This is a genomic window from Nicoliella sp. ESL1149, assembly GCF_058107265.1.
This window is the reverse complement of the sequence record NZ_JBYLUE010000002.1, coordinates 74,365-91,174: the sequence shown is the minus strand read 5'-3', so window position 1 is coordinate 91,174 and position 16,810 is coordinate 74,365. Positions and strand designations below refer to the sequence as shown.

The window sequence follows — 16,810 nt, the reverse complement described above, 5'->3', positions numbered from 1 at the left end:
TTTCTTAAGAGCTTTTTTAATATAAACGAGGTGTTTGAAATTAAATATTTAAATGTTGGACAAATTGTTAACACGCAGGGAATTCATGGTGAAGTGCGTGTTTTATCAAGAACTGATTTTCCGGATCAACGTTTTAAAAAAGGAAGTCAGCTTCATGTGTTTTTACCAAATGGTGATCATGAATTGTTAACAGTTGATAAAGCAAGAACGAAAAAGGGACTTGTCATTCTTCATTTTGCAGATCGCCCATCTATTAATGATGTAGAATATTTGAAAAAAGCAATGTTAAAAATTAGTACAGATCAACAAAAATCAACTGATTTAGCAGATGGAGAATATTTTTTTCAAGATATTGTTGGGTTATCAGTATATGATTTAGATCAAAACTATATTGGTAAAATAACAGACATAATGCAAACTGGTGCAAATGATGTCTGGGTCGTTGAAAAAGATGATGGAAGTGAAATTCTGCTTCCAAAAATTGACGATGTAATTAAAAATGTTGATTTGGATAGTCAAAAAGTAACAATTGATTTATTGGAAGGACTTGAATAATGAAAATTGATGTTTTGAGTTTATTTCCGAATATGTTTGAGGGTCCAATGAGTGAATCAATGCTTGGAAAAGCCGTTGAACGTAAATTAATTGATTTTAATATTACTGATTTTAGAAAGTATTCTACAAATAAACACAATAATGTAGATGATTACCCCTTTGGTGGTGGGGCAGGAATGCTTCTGCAGGCCCAACCAATTTTTGATGCTATTGCTGCTACCCAAGAAGCATCCCAAAAAGAAAATATTGGTAAGGGACGCATTTTATTAATGGATCCTGCTGGAAAACAATTTACCCAAAAAGAAGCTGAAAAATTAGCTCAAGAAGATCATCTGACTTTCATTTGTGGTCATTACGAGGGATATGATGAAAGAATTAAAACCTTAATTACTGATGAATACTCGCTTGGTGATTTTGTTTTAACTGGTGGAGAATTACCTGCAATGGTAATGATTGATTCTATTTCAAGACTAGTTCCAGGCGTTTTAGGAAATAGTGATTCTGCCCCAACGGATTCATTTTCAAGTGGATTATTAGAACATCCTCAATATACCCGTCCTGCAGATTTTAGAGGAATGAAGGTTCCAGATGTTCTAATGAGTGGTAATCATCAAAAAATTGCTTTATGGCGTCAAAAACAAGCTTTAAAAAAGACATACTTAAGACGTCCTGATTTAATTGATTATCATAAATTAACTGCTACTCAGAAAAAATTGTTGGCAGATATTAAAGCGGAACTTAATCCAGCCCATGATTATGATTAATTTTGCAATTTAATTTTAGCTATGATAATATAAAATATGTTTGAAATGTCACATTCAAATAATAAAACGGTATTCCGCTGCCATGGATTAGTAACACGACATGAATGCTAGTTGAAAGGAAGAAAAATAATATGCGACAAAATGCATTAATCGAAAAGATTAACAAAGATCAATTAAAGAACGATGTACCAGATTTCCGTCCTGGAGATACTGTTAAGGTTCATGTTCGAGTTGTTGAAGGAAAACGTGAACGTATCCAACTCTTTACAGGAGTTGTTATTAAACGTCATGGTTCCGGAATTCAAGCTACTTATACTGTTCGTAAAGTAGCTAGTGGTGTTGGTGTGGAAAGAATTTTCCCACTCCATTCACCTCGTGTTGCCAAGATTGAAGTTGTTCGTCAAGGCCGTGTTCGTCGTGCTAAGTTATACTACTTACGTAACTTAAATGGTAAAGCTGCTCGTATTCCAGCTGCACGTCGTAAACGTTAATTTTTTAGTTGTTTTTTTGAAAAAAATCAGTTAAAATAATATTGAATTTAATTATGTAATTCATCAAGTTAGAAAAAGCCAATCACTTATGTGATTGGCTTTTTTGTTTTTATAAATTTTGATCTTGATGATAATTTAGTTTAGAAAAATCGGTTGATGAACTAACTAACGTGCCAGTTAATTTCTCAAATTCTGAAATTGCTAATTCAGCATTCCGATTACTAATTTTTTGGGCTAATGTTTTAAGTTCATCGCTGGTAATTTTTGCTGATTGAGAATCTACTTTATTTAAATTATTTCGAAATTGAATTTGTAATTTTGTTTGAACATCACTAACAATTGAGCTTAATTCTAAGTAGTGAGGATCTAAAAGGACACCTGCTAATTTAAAAATCCAATATGCAGATTTTGGATCATAATCAATTTGACCAATATGATAAGGTTGTGGAGTTGTATCAATACTGCTATAAAATGGAACGTAAGTGCTTTGGGCACTCACTCCCATTGCCAACCAATGAATCCCCGCAATTTCTTTTGGTAAATTAGGGCGAATTTGTAAGATATGAGATTCTTGTGTCTTGGCTAGACTAATTGGTCTAAAACGATGTTTATCTTTCTCTAAGCCATTTCCGAGGGGGTCATATTGAGTATCTTGGAAATGAGAAGACAAGAAATTTTGAGCATCTAAAACCGAAAGTAATTTAGATGCCTTCCTAATCATTGGCATATTTTGTGATGTGGGATCCTGACTGATTTCAGGATTGAACATTTTTTGTCCATACCAAACCCGAGGAGTGTTGTAAATGGTATCAGCTTGACTATGAGTCCCAAAAATAATTCTAAAGTTAAAAGGTTTATTTGGCTCAGGATTAAGATGATTTTTTGTGACAAATTCTTGAATTCCATTTGACCACATGAAGTTTTGGGGATCGTTAAAATTAATTTCTTGAATAGCAGTTTGATTTGCCATAACAGCATAGCAATCATCGGGAATCCTAACTGCCACCCAATGATGACCAGAACCATTTTCAAAATACCAAGCTTCGTTATTATCAGCAAATAAAATGCCATTAGTTTCAGAAGAACCATATTCAGTAATAATTTTACCTAATCTTTTAACGCCTTCACGTGCAGAATGAATATAAGGGAGAACAACTGTAACCATTGCTTCTTCTCCAATTCCATTTTTTACCAATGGATCGCAACCAAGGACAAGTTCATTTCCATATGTACTTTCAGTTGCACTCATAGCAACATTAAGTTCATTGAACCCATCCTCTTCAAAAAGGCCAAATTTAGATGTCCATTCTGGAGTGGCAGAGTATTTCATTCTTTCCTGTGGGAGGGACATCTTAAAATTGTTATCCTGTGATACAAATTCTTGTGGAGATGTGAACTGGGCATGTGGATGAACGATGAATTTCTTTGGCCATGATGATTTAGAATCTTCGTTCCGGCCAATCATGATAGATCCATCAATACTGGCTTTTTTACCAATAATAATGCTGGTACAAGCGCTATATTTATTTTCCATTTTAAAATTCCTTTCAATGGTTATTTTAAAGATTAATTATAGATGCCTTTTTAGAGTTTGCCAATCTTTGATGCATAACTTACAATTAAAGAATAATCTATCGAAAGAACGGAGAAAAAATATGAATAATGAACAGTACATTATGTCAATTGATGCTGGAACAACCAGCGTCCGTGCCATTCTATTTAATCATAAGGGAGAAATTGTAAGTAAAAGTCAACGAGAATTTAAGCAGTATTTTCCTCACTCAGGATGGGTTGAACATAATGCAACTGAGATTTGGCATAAGGTTCAAAGCGTTATTTCAGAATCGTTGATTGAATCTCAAATTCAGCCTTACAAGGTAAGAGGAATTGGGATTACGAACCAACGGGAAACAACAGTCGTTTGGAATCGCTTAACAGGGAAACCAATTTATAACGCCATTGTTTGGCAGTCTAAACAAACTAGTGACATTGCTGATAAAATAAAAAATGATGGTTGGAGTGAAAAAATTCATCAAAAAACTGGGTTAGTAGTTGATTCATATTTTTCAGCGACCAAATTAAAATGGATTTTAGATAATGTTGAAGGCGCTCGTCAATTAGCTGAAGGTGGAGATCTCCTTTTTGGAACAATTGATACTTGGCTGCTTTGGAAAATGACTGGTGGGCATGTTCACGCAACTGATTATACTAATGCTAGTCGTACGATGATGTACAATATCCATGATTTAAAATGGGATCAAGAAATTTTAGATTATCTTGATATTCCACAAAAGATGCTCCCAGAAGTTCATCCATCATCATATCATTATGGATATACAGAAGGATACAGTTTCTTAGGTGTCCAGGTACCAATTGCAGGAATTGCAGGTGATCAACAAGCTGCGTTATTTGGTCAACGAGCTTGGGAAGCTGGCATGGTTAAAAACACCTATGGAACTGGAGCATTTATAGTTATGAACACTGGTGAACAGCCCACGATTTCAGATCAAGGATTATTAACAACAATTGCTTATGGAATAGACGGAAAAGTTAATTATGCTTTAGAGGGGAGCATTTTCGTTGCTGGTTCAGCAATTCAATGGTTAAGAGATGGAATGCGTTTGATTCAACATTCTAGTGAATCAGAGGATTTAGCTAAAAAAGCTAAAAACGGGCAAGGAATTTATGTCGTTCCGGCTTTTACTGGACTTGGGGCTCCATATTGGAATCAAAAAACGCGGGGAGCAATTTTTGGTTTAACTCGGGGAACGAGTCGAGAGGATTTTGTTTGCGCAACCTTAAATTCATTAGCTTATCAAACAAGAGATGTGTTAGATACAATGGTTAAAGATACTGGATTAAAGTTAAAAAATCTAAGTGTTGATGGTGGTGCCGCTAATAATAACTATTTAATGCAATTTCAAGCTGATATTTTAAACTTACCAATTGAGCGATCTCAAGTTTCAGAAACAACGGCCTTAGGAGTTGCCTATTTGTCCGGATTAGCTGTTGGATATTGGCATGATATGAAAGAGATTCAAAATCTGAGTCAAGTTAAAGATGACTTTGAACCAAAAATGAATCAAAAAGACCGCGATATGTATTATCGCGGTTGGCAAAATGCGGTGAAAGCGGCTCAAGTATTTCAATACTAGTTCAGTTTAAAATATTCTTCTAGGTAATTAGCGACACCGTCGTGATTATTATCAAATTTTGTAATATCATCTGCAATTTGTTTAATTTCTGGAATGGCATTTTTCATTGCAACAGCGTGACCAACACATGTTAAATTAGGTTTATCATTTAATTGATCACCAAAAGCAATCGTATCAGCAAGTGGAATTTGATAATAATTGATTAACGCTTTGATTCCAGTAGCCTTGGTGATTCCCTTTTTAGTCAGTTCAACAACGTTATGATTACCACCCCATACTGATAAAGCAACAGTTCCATTATATTGTTCTTCAACGTATTGTTTTAGTTTTTCAAATTGCGTTGGATCAAAATTAATGGCTGCTTCGATTGGGTTATTCTTTAATGTTTGCTTTGATAAAATTTGATCTGCTTTTAAATTATCGGGGAAAAAACCGACGGTGGCTTTAGCATAATCAGTAGGGGCATTTTTACTACCTAAAATGCTATTGATTCTTTCAGCTGCCATTAATTTAATGCCAAGTTCTTTTTGATGGTTCAAAAGATCAAGAACGATATCACGATTAACGGTGTATTCATAACTACCGTTCCAATTTTCATCTGGAATCATTCCGGTGCTACCATTAAAATTAATGATTGGTTTACGAATGCCAAGTTCATTATAGATATCTTTGGTTAAACGATATGGTCTACCAGTTACTATACTAATGATGTGTCCTTGCTCATCGAGGGTTCTTAAAACATGTTTAGTTTTTTCTGTGATTTTTGATTGATCGTTCAACGTAGTCCCATCTAAATCTAGGGCAATTAATTTTTGTTTCATTGAAATACCTTTTTAATCCCTTTCGAAAATATAAATAATATTTTTAATTATACAGTTAAGTTAGTAAGGAGTGCAAAATTGGAACTATTAAACAGTTTTAAAGTAAAGTATAAAAAATTATTGGGAAAAGATGCAGAGTCTTTTTTTGCTAGTTTTGATAAACCGGTTCAACATGGATTTCGAATTAACCCCTTAAAAGCCTTTGAACCAGAAAATGTAGATTTGAATGATCCAATTCCTTATTCTAAATGGGGATACTATGGCAAGGTTAACGGAAAAAGTGTTGAACATCAAAGTGGTAGTGTTTACAGTCAAGAACCTAGTGCAATGTATGTTGGAGAAGTTGCAGCTCCTCGACCAGGAATGAAAGTTCTAGATCTTTGCGCTGCTCCTGGTGGAAAAACGACTCATCTAGCTAGTTTTATGAAAAACAAAGGGTTATTGGTTACAAATGAAATTATACGTAATCGGGCTAAAATTTTAGTTGAAAATGTGGAACGATTTGGCGTTCGAAATGCTCTGATTTTAAATGAGGATCCAGACACATTAAAAAAACATTTTAAGGGCTATTTTGATCAAATTTTAGTTGATGCACCTTGTTCTGGTGAAGGAATGTTTCATAAAAATGATGATGCAATGACTTATTGGAATACAGATTATCCTAGTGAATGTGCGACACGTCAAAAACAAATTTTAAAAGCAACGATGAAAATGTTAAAACCAGGTGGGGAATTGATTTATTCTACTTGTACGTTTTCACCAGAAGAAGATGAACAGATTATTGCGTGGTTGTTAGCTAATTATGATGTTGAGACACTTCCAATTAAAAAGTATCCTGGAATGGTATCTGCTAAGCCTGAATGGGCGGATGGAAATGCTTCAATTGCCAATGCAGTTCGCCTGTTTCCTAATTTAGTCCGTGGTGAGGGGCATTTCATTGCAAAATTAAGGTTAAATGGAGAATCCAAGGAACCCAAAGTGAAAAAGCAAGCAAATCAAATTTCACGGGATGAACAAAAGCTATGGGATGAGTACCGGCAAAATAATTTAAACAATTTTGATCCACAAAATTTAATCGTTTTTGGAAATAAATTATACTCATTTGTGGATGGAATTCCAGATTTAAAAGGGTTGAAAGTAATGCGTCCTGGTTTAGAATTAGGAACATTTAAAAAGAATCGATTTGAACCAAGTTATGCATTGTCACTGGCTTTAACAACAGAAGAGACCGAGAATCATATTCAAGTTAGTGATGAAGATTGGGCTAAATACATGCATGGAGACACGATTCAAGTTGACACTAGTTTAAAAAAAGGCTGGTATCAATTAGTAAATCATAAACAACCATTTGCATTTGGAAAAGTTGTTAATGGAACGGTTAAAAACTTTTTCCCAAAGGGGCTTAGATTTAAAATTTAAAAAACTATCGATATTGGGGTGCATATCATACTTCCAATATCGATAGTTTTTTATTTGTTTAATTTTAAATGACGTTGTTTTAAATAATTTAAGAGATCAGATGATAAAATAATGGGATGATGACGCAACTCATCAATATTTTTGCAACCAAGAATGGTCATAACAGTAATAATTTCGTTTTGCCAATCTTGAATCATTTCAATTGTTTTAGCTTCACCATTTGTAATTAGAGAATTTAAAATAGTTCCGGCAACCCCAACGATTTTAGCTCCTAAGGCAATTGATTTAATGATGTCTAAAGCATTTTTAATTCCACCAGAGGCAATGATACAAACATCATTGTTAATTTGTTGTGCCTCTAAAAGGGATTCAACAGTGGTTTGTCCAAGTTCTGTTAAATCAGTAAGTTCTTTTCGTGGTCGTCTAAAATTTTCAATTTGAGCAAAACTAGTTCCACCACGTCCACTGATATTAATGTTTTTAAAACCAAGTTGCTTTAATTTTGCTAAAGTATCCTTATCCATCCCAAAACCGACTTCTTTAATGATGATGGGAATATTAATTTCAGTTAATATTTGTTTTAAATTATTAATCCAATGAAACTTTCGATCACCCTCAGGCATGATCATTTCTTGAATCACATTAATGTGAATTTCAATTGCATTTGCATTTATCATTTTAATTACTTTTTTGACATCATCAACACTATGTCCAGCACCGATATTAGCGATGACTGGTTGTGATTTTAAATTTTTGCGAATGATTTTAAATGAATCGATTGCTGATTCATCTTTTAAAGCCACACTCTGGGAACCGCATGCCATTGCTAAATTAGTTCGTTCTGCAATTCGACTTAATTGATCATTGATTTTTTTACTTTCATTATTACCACCAGTCATTGCTTCAATATAAAATGGCCAATTAAACTTAAGTTTATTATCTTCTATTGAAGTATCAGGGTTCACCTCATACATTGAAATTTCTGGCAGTGGGTTATGAACTAAACGAATAGCCTGAAATTGATGGTCATCATCTTGAAAAAATTTTTCCGCAAGTGAGACATGTTCATTTTTTCGATGAGCTTGTTGATTCATATTTAGTCTCCTATTTTTTATAAACGTTAAATCGTAAAGGTTGAATTTGGTTAGAACGCCATTGCGCTATAATTTTTTCGGCGGGAGCATTCTTGTTAATGATAACGATTCCACAATCACCGCCACCAGCACCTGATGACTTACTAGCAGCATGATTATCAACAGCAATTTGGCATAGTTTCTTTAAACAAGGAGTTTCAATTTCTAAACCAACTAAATTACCTAATTGGTTCAATAAACGACGGTTATTCGTGATTTCACCTTGGATTGCCTCTAAATCATTGTTTTGAAAATCATCTAACATATTCGAGGTACATTTAGAACTATTTTGTAAAAAAATTTGATATTCTTTACTTTTTTTGAAGTTCTTTAAAGCGACTTTATTGACCATTTTAGATGTTGAAGCAGCACTTCCTGTCCAGCCAACAAGTAATTTTAAATCATCTGGTGGAGTGAGGGAAGTAATCATTAATTTTGGCCAATCACAGTTAATGATGTCTGAAATTTGATGACTTGATAGGGCTTGTTTTAACCAATTTCGATCAAATGATGAATATGCAATCCAACCGCCATATACACTAGCTGCTACATCACCTAAAGAACCATTTCCTTGAACAGTTAAATGGGCAATAGCTGCTAATTTAAAAATAGTAAGTTTTGAAAGGGATTCACCATAGAAACTTGCAACAGCCTCAACAGTAGCAACAGTTACAGCTGCAGATGATCCTAACCCGTATTTTCGACCATCTTGACTGTCTAAATCACTGTTTATTTGGATATTAAAACTTTTTAAACTGTGATGAGTGGAAATAAATTTTTCAGTAACTTTGATTGCAGTTAATACGTAGTTAAATGAATCATTTTCTTGCAAAGGTGTTGCAACGTTGTTTTGATGATGCCATGTTACATCTTGGTGCGGATATTGTTTTGAAGTAATGGTTCCAAATGCAGTATGAGAAGCACTGATCTTAATTCTAATAAATTTATCAATGGCCACAATGATAGCGGGATGTCCCGGTTCGACAACCGCGTATTCACCAGCAATATATAATTTACCTGGAACTTTAATTTCAATCAAAACAATATCACTCCTTTAAAATTTTATATGTATTTAATTCCTGGACCAGGATGAGAAATGATCACATCACAATTAGGGAAAGTTTGCTGCAAACTAGCTTTAATGTGGCGACAATTTTCATCTTGACAAATTATCTTAACATTTGGACCAGCATCCATGGTGTAGTAGCATTCAATTCCATTTTGGCGTAAATTTTTCACTAAATTCATAACTTTGATACTATCGCCGTTTAAATATAGGAAATCGGGATCTGAACTTAAAGTTAATGCATGCATCCGCATTGCGTTAGTTTCGGCTGTTCTGCCTAATGTAGTAAAATCATCATTTCGAAGAGCTCTTTTTATAATTTTCAGGTCCTGTTCTGTAACTTGTTTCCAGGCATCATAATAAGGAGAAGTTGCTACTGAAATTGCCATTCCCTTTCGACTACTAATTTCTTTTTTAGTACTTTTTAAAACAATTGCAATCATTGCAATCTTTAAGTTTTTATTGAATGGAATTGGTTCAGCAAAAGAAGTTTGATTATTATTACCACGATGCCATTCTACAAAATTACCAAAGATAGATCTGGATGCTGAACCAGATCCGCGGCGAGCAAGTTTTGAAAGCTCGCGAAGGTTGAGGGTTAGTCCTGCAGCCTTACTTGCAGCAGCAGCTAAAGCTGCAAAAGCAGATGCTGATGAAGCTAAACCAGCGGAAGTGGGCACGTTGTTTTCAGATTTAATAGTTGCGAAATAATTAATTCCAGCTTTATTTCTAACAATATTCATAAAACTGACAACTCTTTTTGAAGAAATTTGGGTTCCATTTAAAAAGAATTCATCAGCTTTTAGTTCATTGGAGAACAGCACACTAGTATCAGTAAAAAATTGATCTAGAGTTAATGAAAGACTACTGTTTTGAGGAATTATCATTTTTTCATCAGTTTTTCCCCAATACTTAACTAAAGCAATATTAGTGTGGGCTCTTGCGGTAATTTTTTTGAATTCCAAATTCATACGTTGCTTACTCCTCACTACTCGATTTTTTCAATCCATGTTTGGACAGCGCCAGCTTTTTCTAAAGCAGAACTGATTTTATTAGCTGAAGTTAATTCATCAGTTATTGCAATGATACATCCGCCCAGACCACTGCCTGTCAACTTAGCTCCTAAGGCACCGTTATTCATTGTAACTTGAATTAATTTATCAATAGCAGGAATGCTAACCCCTAATTCATTTAAATGCTGGTGAGCTTTATGCATATATTTACCAATTGACTTAATGTCACCAGTTACGAGAGCCCTTTTGGTTTGGGATGTTAAATTTCCAAGTTGCTCAATATCGTTTTTTGCACTCGGTTCATTGTTCAATTTCTGGCGAACTGAGTTAACCGCAACATCAGTATGGCCCTTGATACCACTATCAGCAATGACTAAGTAACCATTAATATTCATTGGAATTGTTTGGTTAGTTTGATTTGGAATGAACCAAATCGGTAAATTAGCACTAACTGTAGCAGCATCAATTCCACTCGGATTTCCATGGGTTATCTTTTCTTCAATATTTGCAAATTCAAGTAATTCCTGATCATTCAACGGAGAATGAAAATAGTTGGCGAAGGCACGACTGATTGCAATAGCAGTTGCAGCTGATGAACCCATCCCGCGCTCAGAAGGAATGGCACTGTGAATTTCAATTGTAAAATGTTCGTAGTCACTTACGTCCATTTTTCTTCTTAAAGCTTGAATTAATCGTTTAACGCCTAATAATTCAGCTGGTGCATCATCTAATTCGCCATAAAAACAATACGTTTTAATTAAGTTCAATTCTGGATTAGCAGTAATATCAACCCGAATTTGAACACTTTTTAGGGGAAAAGCAATTGCAGGTTGTTTGTAAACTACGCTATGTTCACCCATTAAAATAATTTTGGCATGGCTTGTTCCAAATGCATGTTTTTTCAAAATTAATCGCTCACTTTCTAACGTTCTTAATACTATCATATTCAAAACTAAATTCGAAACTAAATTCAGCGGATTTAATTTCTTCTTAAATCTCTTCTTTATTTATCATAATTAGTATCGTTTTAAATAAAGTTATAATTGTAGTATGATAATAATTTGGGATAACTTTACAGAAAGTGGGGCGGATTTAGATGAAGACTAAATCTAAGTATGCAGTTGTTGATTTGGAAACGACTGGTAATAGCTTTGATAGTGGTGATCGAATAATCCAATTTGGTTGTACGATTATTGTTGATAATAAAATTGTCAAAAATTTTTCATCTAATATTAATCCCCAAATGGAAATATCTAAACGAATAACGCAGCTGACAGGAATTGATAATAGTGATGTTGTTAATGCACCAACCTTAGAAGAAGAAGCTCCAAAAATTTTGAAGCTCTTAAAGGGAACTATTTTTGTTGCCCATAACGTTAATTTTGATTTTCCATTTTTAAACCATGAGCTGAATAGGATTGGACTGCCTTCTTTAAATATTTTAGCCATTGATACGGTAACGCTATCTCAAATTTTATTACCAAATTTAAAGAGCTATCGGCTTCGTGATTTGACCCAATTCTTAGGAATAAAACATCAGCATCCCCATGAAGCAATTAGTGATGCTAGTGCGACAGCCCAATTATTACTATTATTATTCGAAAGAATTAACGCTCTTCCATCGTTGACTTTAAAACAAATTTTAAATTTGAACATAAAGTTACCTGGAGATACACTTAACGTTTTTGAAAAAGTTTATCGTAAGCAAAAAAGGCATCCTAAACCCTTGCCTGGTTATTTAAAATTAAAAGACGGATTAATTCTTCGGAATGATAAAAAAAGTTCATTGGGGAGACATTCTAAAACACAAGTTCATTCTAAAAGCTTAGAATGGCTAACTAATAATTTTGACCGACCATTAAAACAACAACAAAGCGTCTTGATTGAAATGGATCCAAATAAAACCAATGATTTAAAATTAATTCGTGAGATGTTGTTCATTGCCGGTCAAAAAAATAAACAGCTTATCATCAGTGTTCCAGATAAAAAAAGGCAACAACTTGTTTTGGAACAATATTTACCAACGTTGCAACGACAAGTGAATTTTACCTTTAGTAATTTTATTCCAATTGTTGAACTAATAGATTTACATCGTTTTAAAATTTCGTTATTGGAGCCAATTCAATCAAATCATTTTCAGTTTTTAAAAGCGCGCTTATTAGTATGGTTGACCATCACTAAGACAGGTGATTTGAGGGAACTTGCTATTAATCAAGCTCAATTTTTAAACGAGTTACGATACTTAAAAGAGCCCCAAGAGAATGAAAATAAGTTTGATTTTGCTAAGTTACAGATTAATAAGAGAAAAAGTAGTAATTGTATCGTTTTAGATCATCATAATTTATATCAGGAACGACAATTACTTAAACAACCGTACTTATTAATTTATAAACCATTAGCGTTGCTAAATTCTGCTAATGATGATTCTAAAATTAAGATTAGTTTTAATCGGGTCAATTCTTTGATTAGACAATTGAAAAGCAAGGTTATTAATTCACATACACTTAGTCTAAATGATTTAATAGATTCAAAAATAATCAATAAGTTGATGTTGAATCTAACCCAAATGAGTTCAGAAATGAATAAATTTCAAGAAAATTTTTCTAAATGTTTTTTGGGTAAAATTAATTACGATGAAGACAAAGGGATGCTTGATGCACAAATAGATCCCCAACAAATGCAAAATTTTCTTAGTAAAATGAAACAAAAACTGAATCATTTTCAAAGTCATTTTCAATTAACTTTAAACTTGAGCTTGAATAAAGTTAAGGATAAAATTGATCAGTTGCCATTTCAGCAGTTATACTTATTCAATTACTATTTTACGCAATTGACATTACTTGAACTCGAAATCTTAAAATATCATCAACTTCAACAACTGGTAGCAAATAATATGGGGAATTTTAAAATCAATATATTTGCAAGACAACCACACGATTTAAATACCTGTATTATTACAGCAAGTATTAATAACCTTAATCAAAGATTGAAAAATCGAATTTATCGATATTTCAAACCACCAGTAATTGTAAATTCATTTTACACAAATGGACAGGAAACAGATAGTTTATTAATTGATTTAAATTTAATCCCTCGTAAAACAATTCTGCATCAAGTGAAATCTAATCGAGACATTACTAATCTTTCTTACTTATCAGTTAATAATTTTAGTGATGAAGTGATTGAACAAATACTTCAATTAATAATTTATCATGAGCGTAATATTCTTTTGGTTTTTAACTCACCAAAATTAATTAACCGATTTTATTCATTAATGGTCGAACAACAAATTAATGAAGAGTTTAATGTTTTAGCACAAAATGTTAATACTAATCCTAATCGACTTTATAAAAATTTGATGAATAACTCTGAAGTAATTGGATTAGTTGGACAGGACTGGATAAATGATCATTCTGAAATAATTAGTAAGATGGATGCTGTTCTTTTAATTATCTCAATCAATCCAAATAATAAACAGCTGTTAAGAAAGCAATTATTATCTTACTTAAATAGTCAACAATTGGTTGGAATCATAGATACTTCTTTAAATGATAATTCTATGGTGAGTGGATATTCCAATATTAATTGGCGCCCAATTGCCATGGATAAAGATGAATTTAAGTTAACTTGGAATAATTTTTTGCAAAATCTAAAAAAATAGCCCGTTGTTTAATTATATTTGATATAATAAAATTGTTATTCAAAAAAAGGGGAAGCTAGCAATGCAAAGAAAATTTATTCGCCAACACCATCGAGAAAAATTTTTAAAATGGCTTTTGGTTTTAATATTAGTGTTACTCTTTTTGATATGGTTTATTTTATTTGAAGCTCGTTCACCAATGCGAAAAGCTCATTCTGAAGCATTTACAATTGCAGAAAAAAGTGCTCAAATTCAAAATGATCAAAAATTTTTTATGTCTGATTTAGGGCATACATATTACACCATTTTGGGGACTACAGCTAATAAGCAACAACGCTACGTAATTATTAATAAAAATAATGGTCACGCGGTGGTTGAAAATGCTAGTTCTGTAATTAGTGAAAATCGAGTTAAACAAATTGTTCAAACTAATAATCATGCAAGCAAGATTTTAAATATTGCTCCTGGAATGAGCAACAATCAACCTGTATGGGTAGTTAGTTATTTAAATCATAGTCGTCAATTATGTTATGTGACACTAAGATTTGATAATGGAAAATCAATTCAAGTCATTACTAACATTTAGAGTTTAGTTTTCTTAGTTGGAGGGATAATGTTGGAGACAATTAACATTAAAGATGCAAAGAACCATGTAGATGAGAAGGTAAGAATTGGTGTTTGGCTAACTAACAAACGTTCCAGTGGAAAAATTGCCTTTTTACAACTTCGTGATGGGACCGCTTTTTTCCAGGGTGTTGTAATCAAAAATAAAGTGGATCCAGAAGTTTTTGAAACTGCTAAACGTGTTTATCAAGAAACCAGTATGTTAGTTACTGGAGTTATTCATGAAGATAAACGGTCTAAGTTTGGTTATGAAATTGCTATTGAAGATATTGATGTGATTTCGGAAACTGAAGGATACCCAATTACTCCTAAGGATCATGGAATTGAATTCTTATTAGATCATCGTCATTTATGGATTCGTTCAACCCGTCCATTTGCAGTTTTAAAAATCCGGGATGAAGTAATTCGGGCAACTGTTGAATTTTTTGCTAAAGAAGGATTTGTGAACTTCAATGCTCCATTATTTACTGGAAGTGCACCTGAAGGAACAACTGAATTATTTCACACCGAATACTTTGGTAAAGATGCTTATTTATCGCAAAGTGGTCAATTGTACGAAGAAGCAGGGGCTGAAGCATTTGGGAAGGTATATTCATTTGGTCCAACTTTCCGGGCTGAAGAATCAAAGACTCGTCGTCATCTAACTGAATTTTGGATGATTGAACCAGAAATGGCATTTATGCATCAAGAACAAAGCCTGGAAATTCAAGAGAAGTATATTGCTTATCTAGTTCAAAATGTAATTGATAATTGTGAATACGAATTAGGGATCCTAGGTCGTGATATTGATACCTTAAAGAAATATACTCAATTACCATATCCTCGAATTAGTTATGATGAAGCAATTGAAATGCTTCAAAAAGCAGGTCATGATATTAAATGGGGAGATGACTTTGGTTCCCCTGATGAAAGCTATTTAGCAGAACAATTTGATAAACCTGTTTTTGTTTTAAACTATCCTAAGGGCATTAAAGCATTTTATATGAAACCACATCCAACAAGAGATGATGTTGTAATCTGTGCTGACTTGTTAGCACCTGAAGGTTATGGTGAAATAATTGGTGGTTCAGAAAGAGCTACTAGTTATGAATATCTTGTTGATCAAATTAAGAAGAGTGGTCAAGATCCTAAGGATTATAGCTGGTACTTAGATTTACGTAAGTATGGTAGTGTTCCTCATTCAGGATTTGGAATGGGATTAGAAAGATTCTTAACTTGGATCACTTTAGAAGATCATGTTCGTGAAACGATTCCATTCCCAAGATTATTAAATCGTTTAAGACCATAGTAAATTGATAAATGAAAAGCCTTCCATTTTTGGAAAGCTTTTTAATTTTGAGGAGGTAATTTTATGGATGCATTTGCTAAGCGATTATTAATTTCAGGCGATACAAGTATTTCTAATTTTGTTTTAGATCATTTTACTGATTTAAGAATGACACCGGCTGAGTTAGTAATTTATTTACAAATTAAGCGTCATTCTAACCGTGAGGATCGTTTTCCTAGTGCTGATAGTATTGCTAGGGTAACTGGATATTCAGTTCCTCAAGTATATGATATTTTTCATCAATTGATCGAAAAAAAGTTGATGCAGATTAAACCTGTTAAAAATAAGCAAGGGCAAGATTATGATTCTTATGATTTTACATTAATGTATGACAAATTAGCCCAATTATCATTAGATGATGTTTCTAAAGCTAATGATGGGGAAGCGGAAACAGTTAGCCGTCCAAATCCAACGGTAAATCAACGACAAAAAGTATTTCAAAAAATTGAAGCTGAATTTGGTCGGGCGTTATCTCCAATCGAGTTAGAAACAATTGGTCAATGGTTAGATAATGATAATTATTCTGCTGATTTAATTGTGTTAGCTTTAAGAGAAGCGGTTCTTAATCAAGTATACAATTTAAAGTATATTGATCGAATTCTTATTAATTGGGATAAAAAGAATATTAGAACTCCTGAGGCAGTTGAAAAGGAATTACAAAATCGTGAATCAAGAAATTATAATTATAAAGATAATTCTAAAAAAGATGACCATGGACCTGATATTCCAATGTTTAAAATTAAATAAACTGTTTTAAGGCAAAATAATAAAAAGGTTCTGACTGGATTTTCCCAGTCAGAAC

15 protein-coding genes are annotated in these 16,810 nt (G+C 33.1%); 9 read left to right on the top strand and 6 right to left on the bottom strand.

The genetic code is table 11. The features are described 5' to 3' along the window. Positions 1 to 30 precede the first annotated feature (30 nt). From rimM to rplS, 3 genes are all read left to right on the top strand, one after another. Positions 31 to 555 (top strand): ribosome maturation factor RimM, encoded by a 525-nt coding sequence (gene rimM / locus AC3B6G_RS00470; RefSeq protein ID WP_489848499.1) that lies wholly within the window; start codon positions 31 to 33, stop codon positions 553 to 555. Then, a complete protein-coding gene (gene trmD / locus AC3B6G_RS00465) occupies positions 555 to 1,319 on the top strand; it encodes a tRNA (guanosine(37)-N1)-methyltransferase TrmD (RefSeq protein WP_489848498.1) in 765 nt (254 codons plus the stop codon). Before rimM ends, trmD begins: the two co-directional genes overlap by 1 nt. 131 nt (positions 1,320 to 1,450) lie before the next feature. Continuing rightward, positions 1,451 to 1,810: a 50S ribosomal protein L19 gene (gene rplS / locus AC3B6G_RS00460; protein ID WP_489848497.1), complete on the top strand. Its 360-nt coding sequence runs from the start codon at positions 1,451 to 1,453 to the stop codon at positions 1,808 to 1,810. A gap of 109 nt (positions 1,811 to 1,919) precedes the next feature. On the opposite strand, the gene AC3B6G_RS00455 is transcribed toward rplS, so the two are convergent. Next, the gene (locus AC3B6G_RS00455; protein ID WP_489848496.1) at positions 1,920 to 3,344 is read right to left on the bottom strand and encodes a C69 family dipeptidase; all 1,425 of its coding nucleotides are present in this window, start codon (positions 3,342 to 3,344) and stop codon (positions 1,920 to 1,922) included. A 121-nt stretch (positions 3,345 to 3,465) separates the two neighbouring features. Here AC3B6G_RS00455 and glpK point away from each other — a divergent pair, with 121 nt between their 5' ends. Next, the gene (glpK, locus tag AC3B6G_RS00450; RefSeq protein WP_489848495.1) at positions 3,466 to 4,965 is read left to right on the top strand and encodes a glycerol kinase GlpK; all 1,500 of its coding nucleotides are present in this window, start codon (positions 3,466 to 3,468) and stop codon (positions 4,963 to 4,965) included. Here glpK and AC3B6G_RS00445 read toward each other — a convergent pair. Beyond that, positions 4,962 to 5,786: a Cof-type HAD-IIB family hydrolase gene (locus tag AC3B6G_RS00445; RefSeq protein WP_489848494.1), complete on the bottom strand. Its 825-nt coding sequence runs from the start codon at positions 5,784 to 5,786 to the stop codon at positions 4,962 to 4,964. The two genes, glpK and AC3B6G_RS00445, sit on opposite strands and share 4 nt — an antisense overlap. A gap of 78 nt (positions 5,787 to 5,864) precedes the next feature. On the opposite strand from AC3B6G_RS00445, the gene AC3B6G_RS00440 reads away from it, so the two are divergent. Beyond that, positions 5,865 to 7,205: an RsmF rRNA methyltransferase first C-terminal domain-containing protein gene (locus AC3B6G_RS00440; protein WP_489848493.1), complete on the top strand. Its 1,341-nt coding sequence runs from the start codon at positions 5,865 to 5,867 to the stop codon at positions 7,203 to 7,205. Positions 7,206 to 7,255: 50 nt separating this feature from the next. Here AC3B6G_RS00440 and fni read toward each other — a convergent pair whose 3' ends face one another. Genes fni through mvk form a run of 4 tightly spaced genes read right to left on the bottom strand, consistent with a single transcriptional unit; the run spans position 7,256 to position 11,322 of the window. Then, positions 7,256 to 8,299, bottom strand: coding sequence for a type 2 isopentenyl-diphosphate Delta-isomerase (gene fni, locus AC3B6G_RS00435; protein ID WP_489848492.1), 1,044 nt, complete (start codon positions 8,297 to 8,299; stop codon positions 7,256 to 7,258). A 10-nt stretch (positions 8,300 to 8,309) separates the two neighbouring features. Next, on the bottom strand, positions 8,310 to 9,377 hold the full coding sequence (locus AC3B6G_RS00430) for a phosphomevalonate kinase (RefSeq protein ID WP_489848491.1): 1,068 nt from the start codon (positions 9,375 to 9,377) through the stop codon (positions 8,310 to 8,312). A 23-nt stretch (positions 9,378 to 9,400) separates the two neighbouring features. Next, positions 9,401 to 10,375, bottom strand: coding sequence for a diphosphomevalonate decarboxylase (mvaD, locus tag AC3B6G_RS00425; protein WP_489848490.1), 975 nt, complete (start codon positions 10,373 to 10,375; stop codon positions 9,401 to 9,403). Positions 10,376 to 10,392: 17 nt separating this feature from the next. Continuing rightward, positions 10,393 to 11,322, bottom strand: a complete 930-nt coding sequence (mvk, locus tag AC3B6G_RS00420) for a mevalonate kinase (RefSeq protein WP_489848489.1) — start codon at positions 11,320 to 11,322, stop codon at positions 10,393 to 10,395. A gap of 191 nt (positions 11,323 to 11,513) precedes the next feature. Here mvk and AC3B6G_RS00415 point away from each other — a divergent pair, with 191 nt between their 5' ends. The 4 genes from AC3B6G_RS00415 (at position 11,514) to AC3B6G_RS00400 (ending at position 16,755) form a co-directional block, all read left to right on the top strand. Continuing rightward, on the top strand, positions 11,514 to 14,078 hold the full coding sequence (locus AC3B6G_RS00415) for an exonuclease domain-containing protein (RefSeq protein WP_489848488.1): 2,565 nt from the start codon (positions 11,514 to 11,516) through the stop codon (positions 14,076 to 14,078). 61 nt (positions 14,079 to 14,139) lie between these two features. Further along, complete coding sequence (locus AC3B6G_RS00410) at positions 14,140 to 14,643, top strand: cell wall elongation regulator TseB-like domain-containing protein (protein WP_489848487.1); 504 nt, start codon at positions 14,140 to 14,142, stop codon at positions 14,641 to 14,643. A gap of 30 nt (positions 14,644 to 14,673) precedes the next feature. Continuing rightward, positions 14,674 to 15,969 (top strand): asparagine--tRNA ligase, encoded by a 1,296-nt coding sequence (gene asnS, locus AC3B6G_RS00405; RefSeq protein ID WP_489848486.1) that lies wholly within the window; start codon positions 14,674 to 14,676, stop codon positions 15,967 to 15,969. A 63-nt stretch (positions 15,970 to 16,032) separates the two neighbouring features. Then, the gene (locus AC3B6G_RS00400) at positions 16,033 to 16,755 is read left to right on the top strand and encodes a DnaD domain protein (RefSeq protein WP_489848485.1); all 723 of its coding nucleotides are present in this window, start codon (positions 16,033 to 16,035) and stop codon (positions 16,753 to 16,755) included. Positions 16,756 to 16,810: the final 55 nt, after the last annotated feature.

What these genes read in the sequence shown, in the direction of transcription:
- trmD (WP_489848498.1), top strand. Translation starts at nt 555, where the DNA reads ATGAAAATTGATGTTTTGAGTTTATTTCCGAATATGTTTGAGGGTCCA.
- rplS (WP_489848497.1), top strand. Translation starts at nt 1,451, where the DNA reads ATGCGACAAAATGCATTAATCGAAAAGATTAACAAAGATCAATTAAAG.
- AC3B6G_RS00455 (WP_489848496.1), bottom strand. Translation starts at nt 3,344, where the DNA reads ATGGAAAATAAATATAGCGCTTGTACCAGCATTATTATTGGTAAAAAA.
- glpK (WP_489848495.1), top strand. Translation starts at nt 3,466, where the DNA reads ATGAATAATGAACAGTACATTATGTCAATTGATGCTGGAACAACCAGC.
- AC3B6G_RS00445 (WP_489848494.1), bottom strand. Translation starts at nt 5,786, where the DNA reads ATGAAACAAAAATTAATTGCCCTAGATTTAGATGGGACTACGTTGAAC.
- fni (WP_489848492.1), bottom strand. Translation starts at nt 8,299, where the DNA reads ATGAATCAACAAGCTCATCGAAAAAATGAACATGTCTCACTTGCGGAA.
- mvaD (WP_489848490.1), bottom strand. Translation starts at nt 10,375, where the DNA reads ATGAATTTGGAATTCAAAAAAATTACCGCAAGAGCCCACACTAATATT.
- AC3B6G_RS00415 (WP_489848488.1), top strand. Translation starts at nt 11,514, where the DNA reads ATGAAGACTAAATCTAAGTATGCAGTTGTTGATTTGGAAACGACTGGT.
- AC3B6G_RS00410 (WP_489848487.1), top strand. Translation starts at nt 14,140, where the DNA reads ATGCAAAGAAAATTTATTCGCCAACACCATCGAGAAAAATTTTTAAAA.
- AC3B6G_RS00400 (WP_489848485.1), top strand. Translation starts at nt 16,033, where the DNA reads ATGGATGCATTTGCTAAGCGATTATTAATTTCAGGCGATACAAGTATT.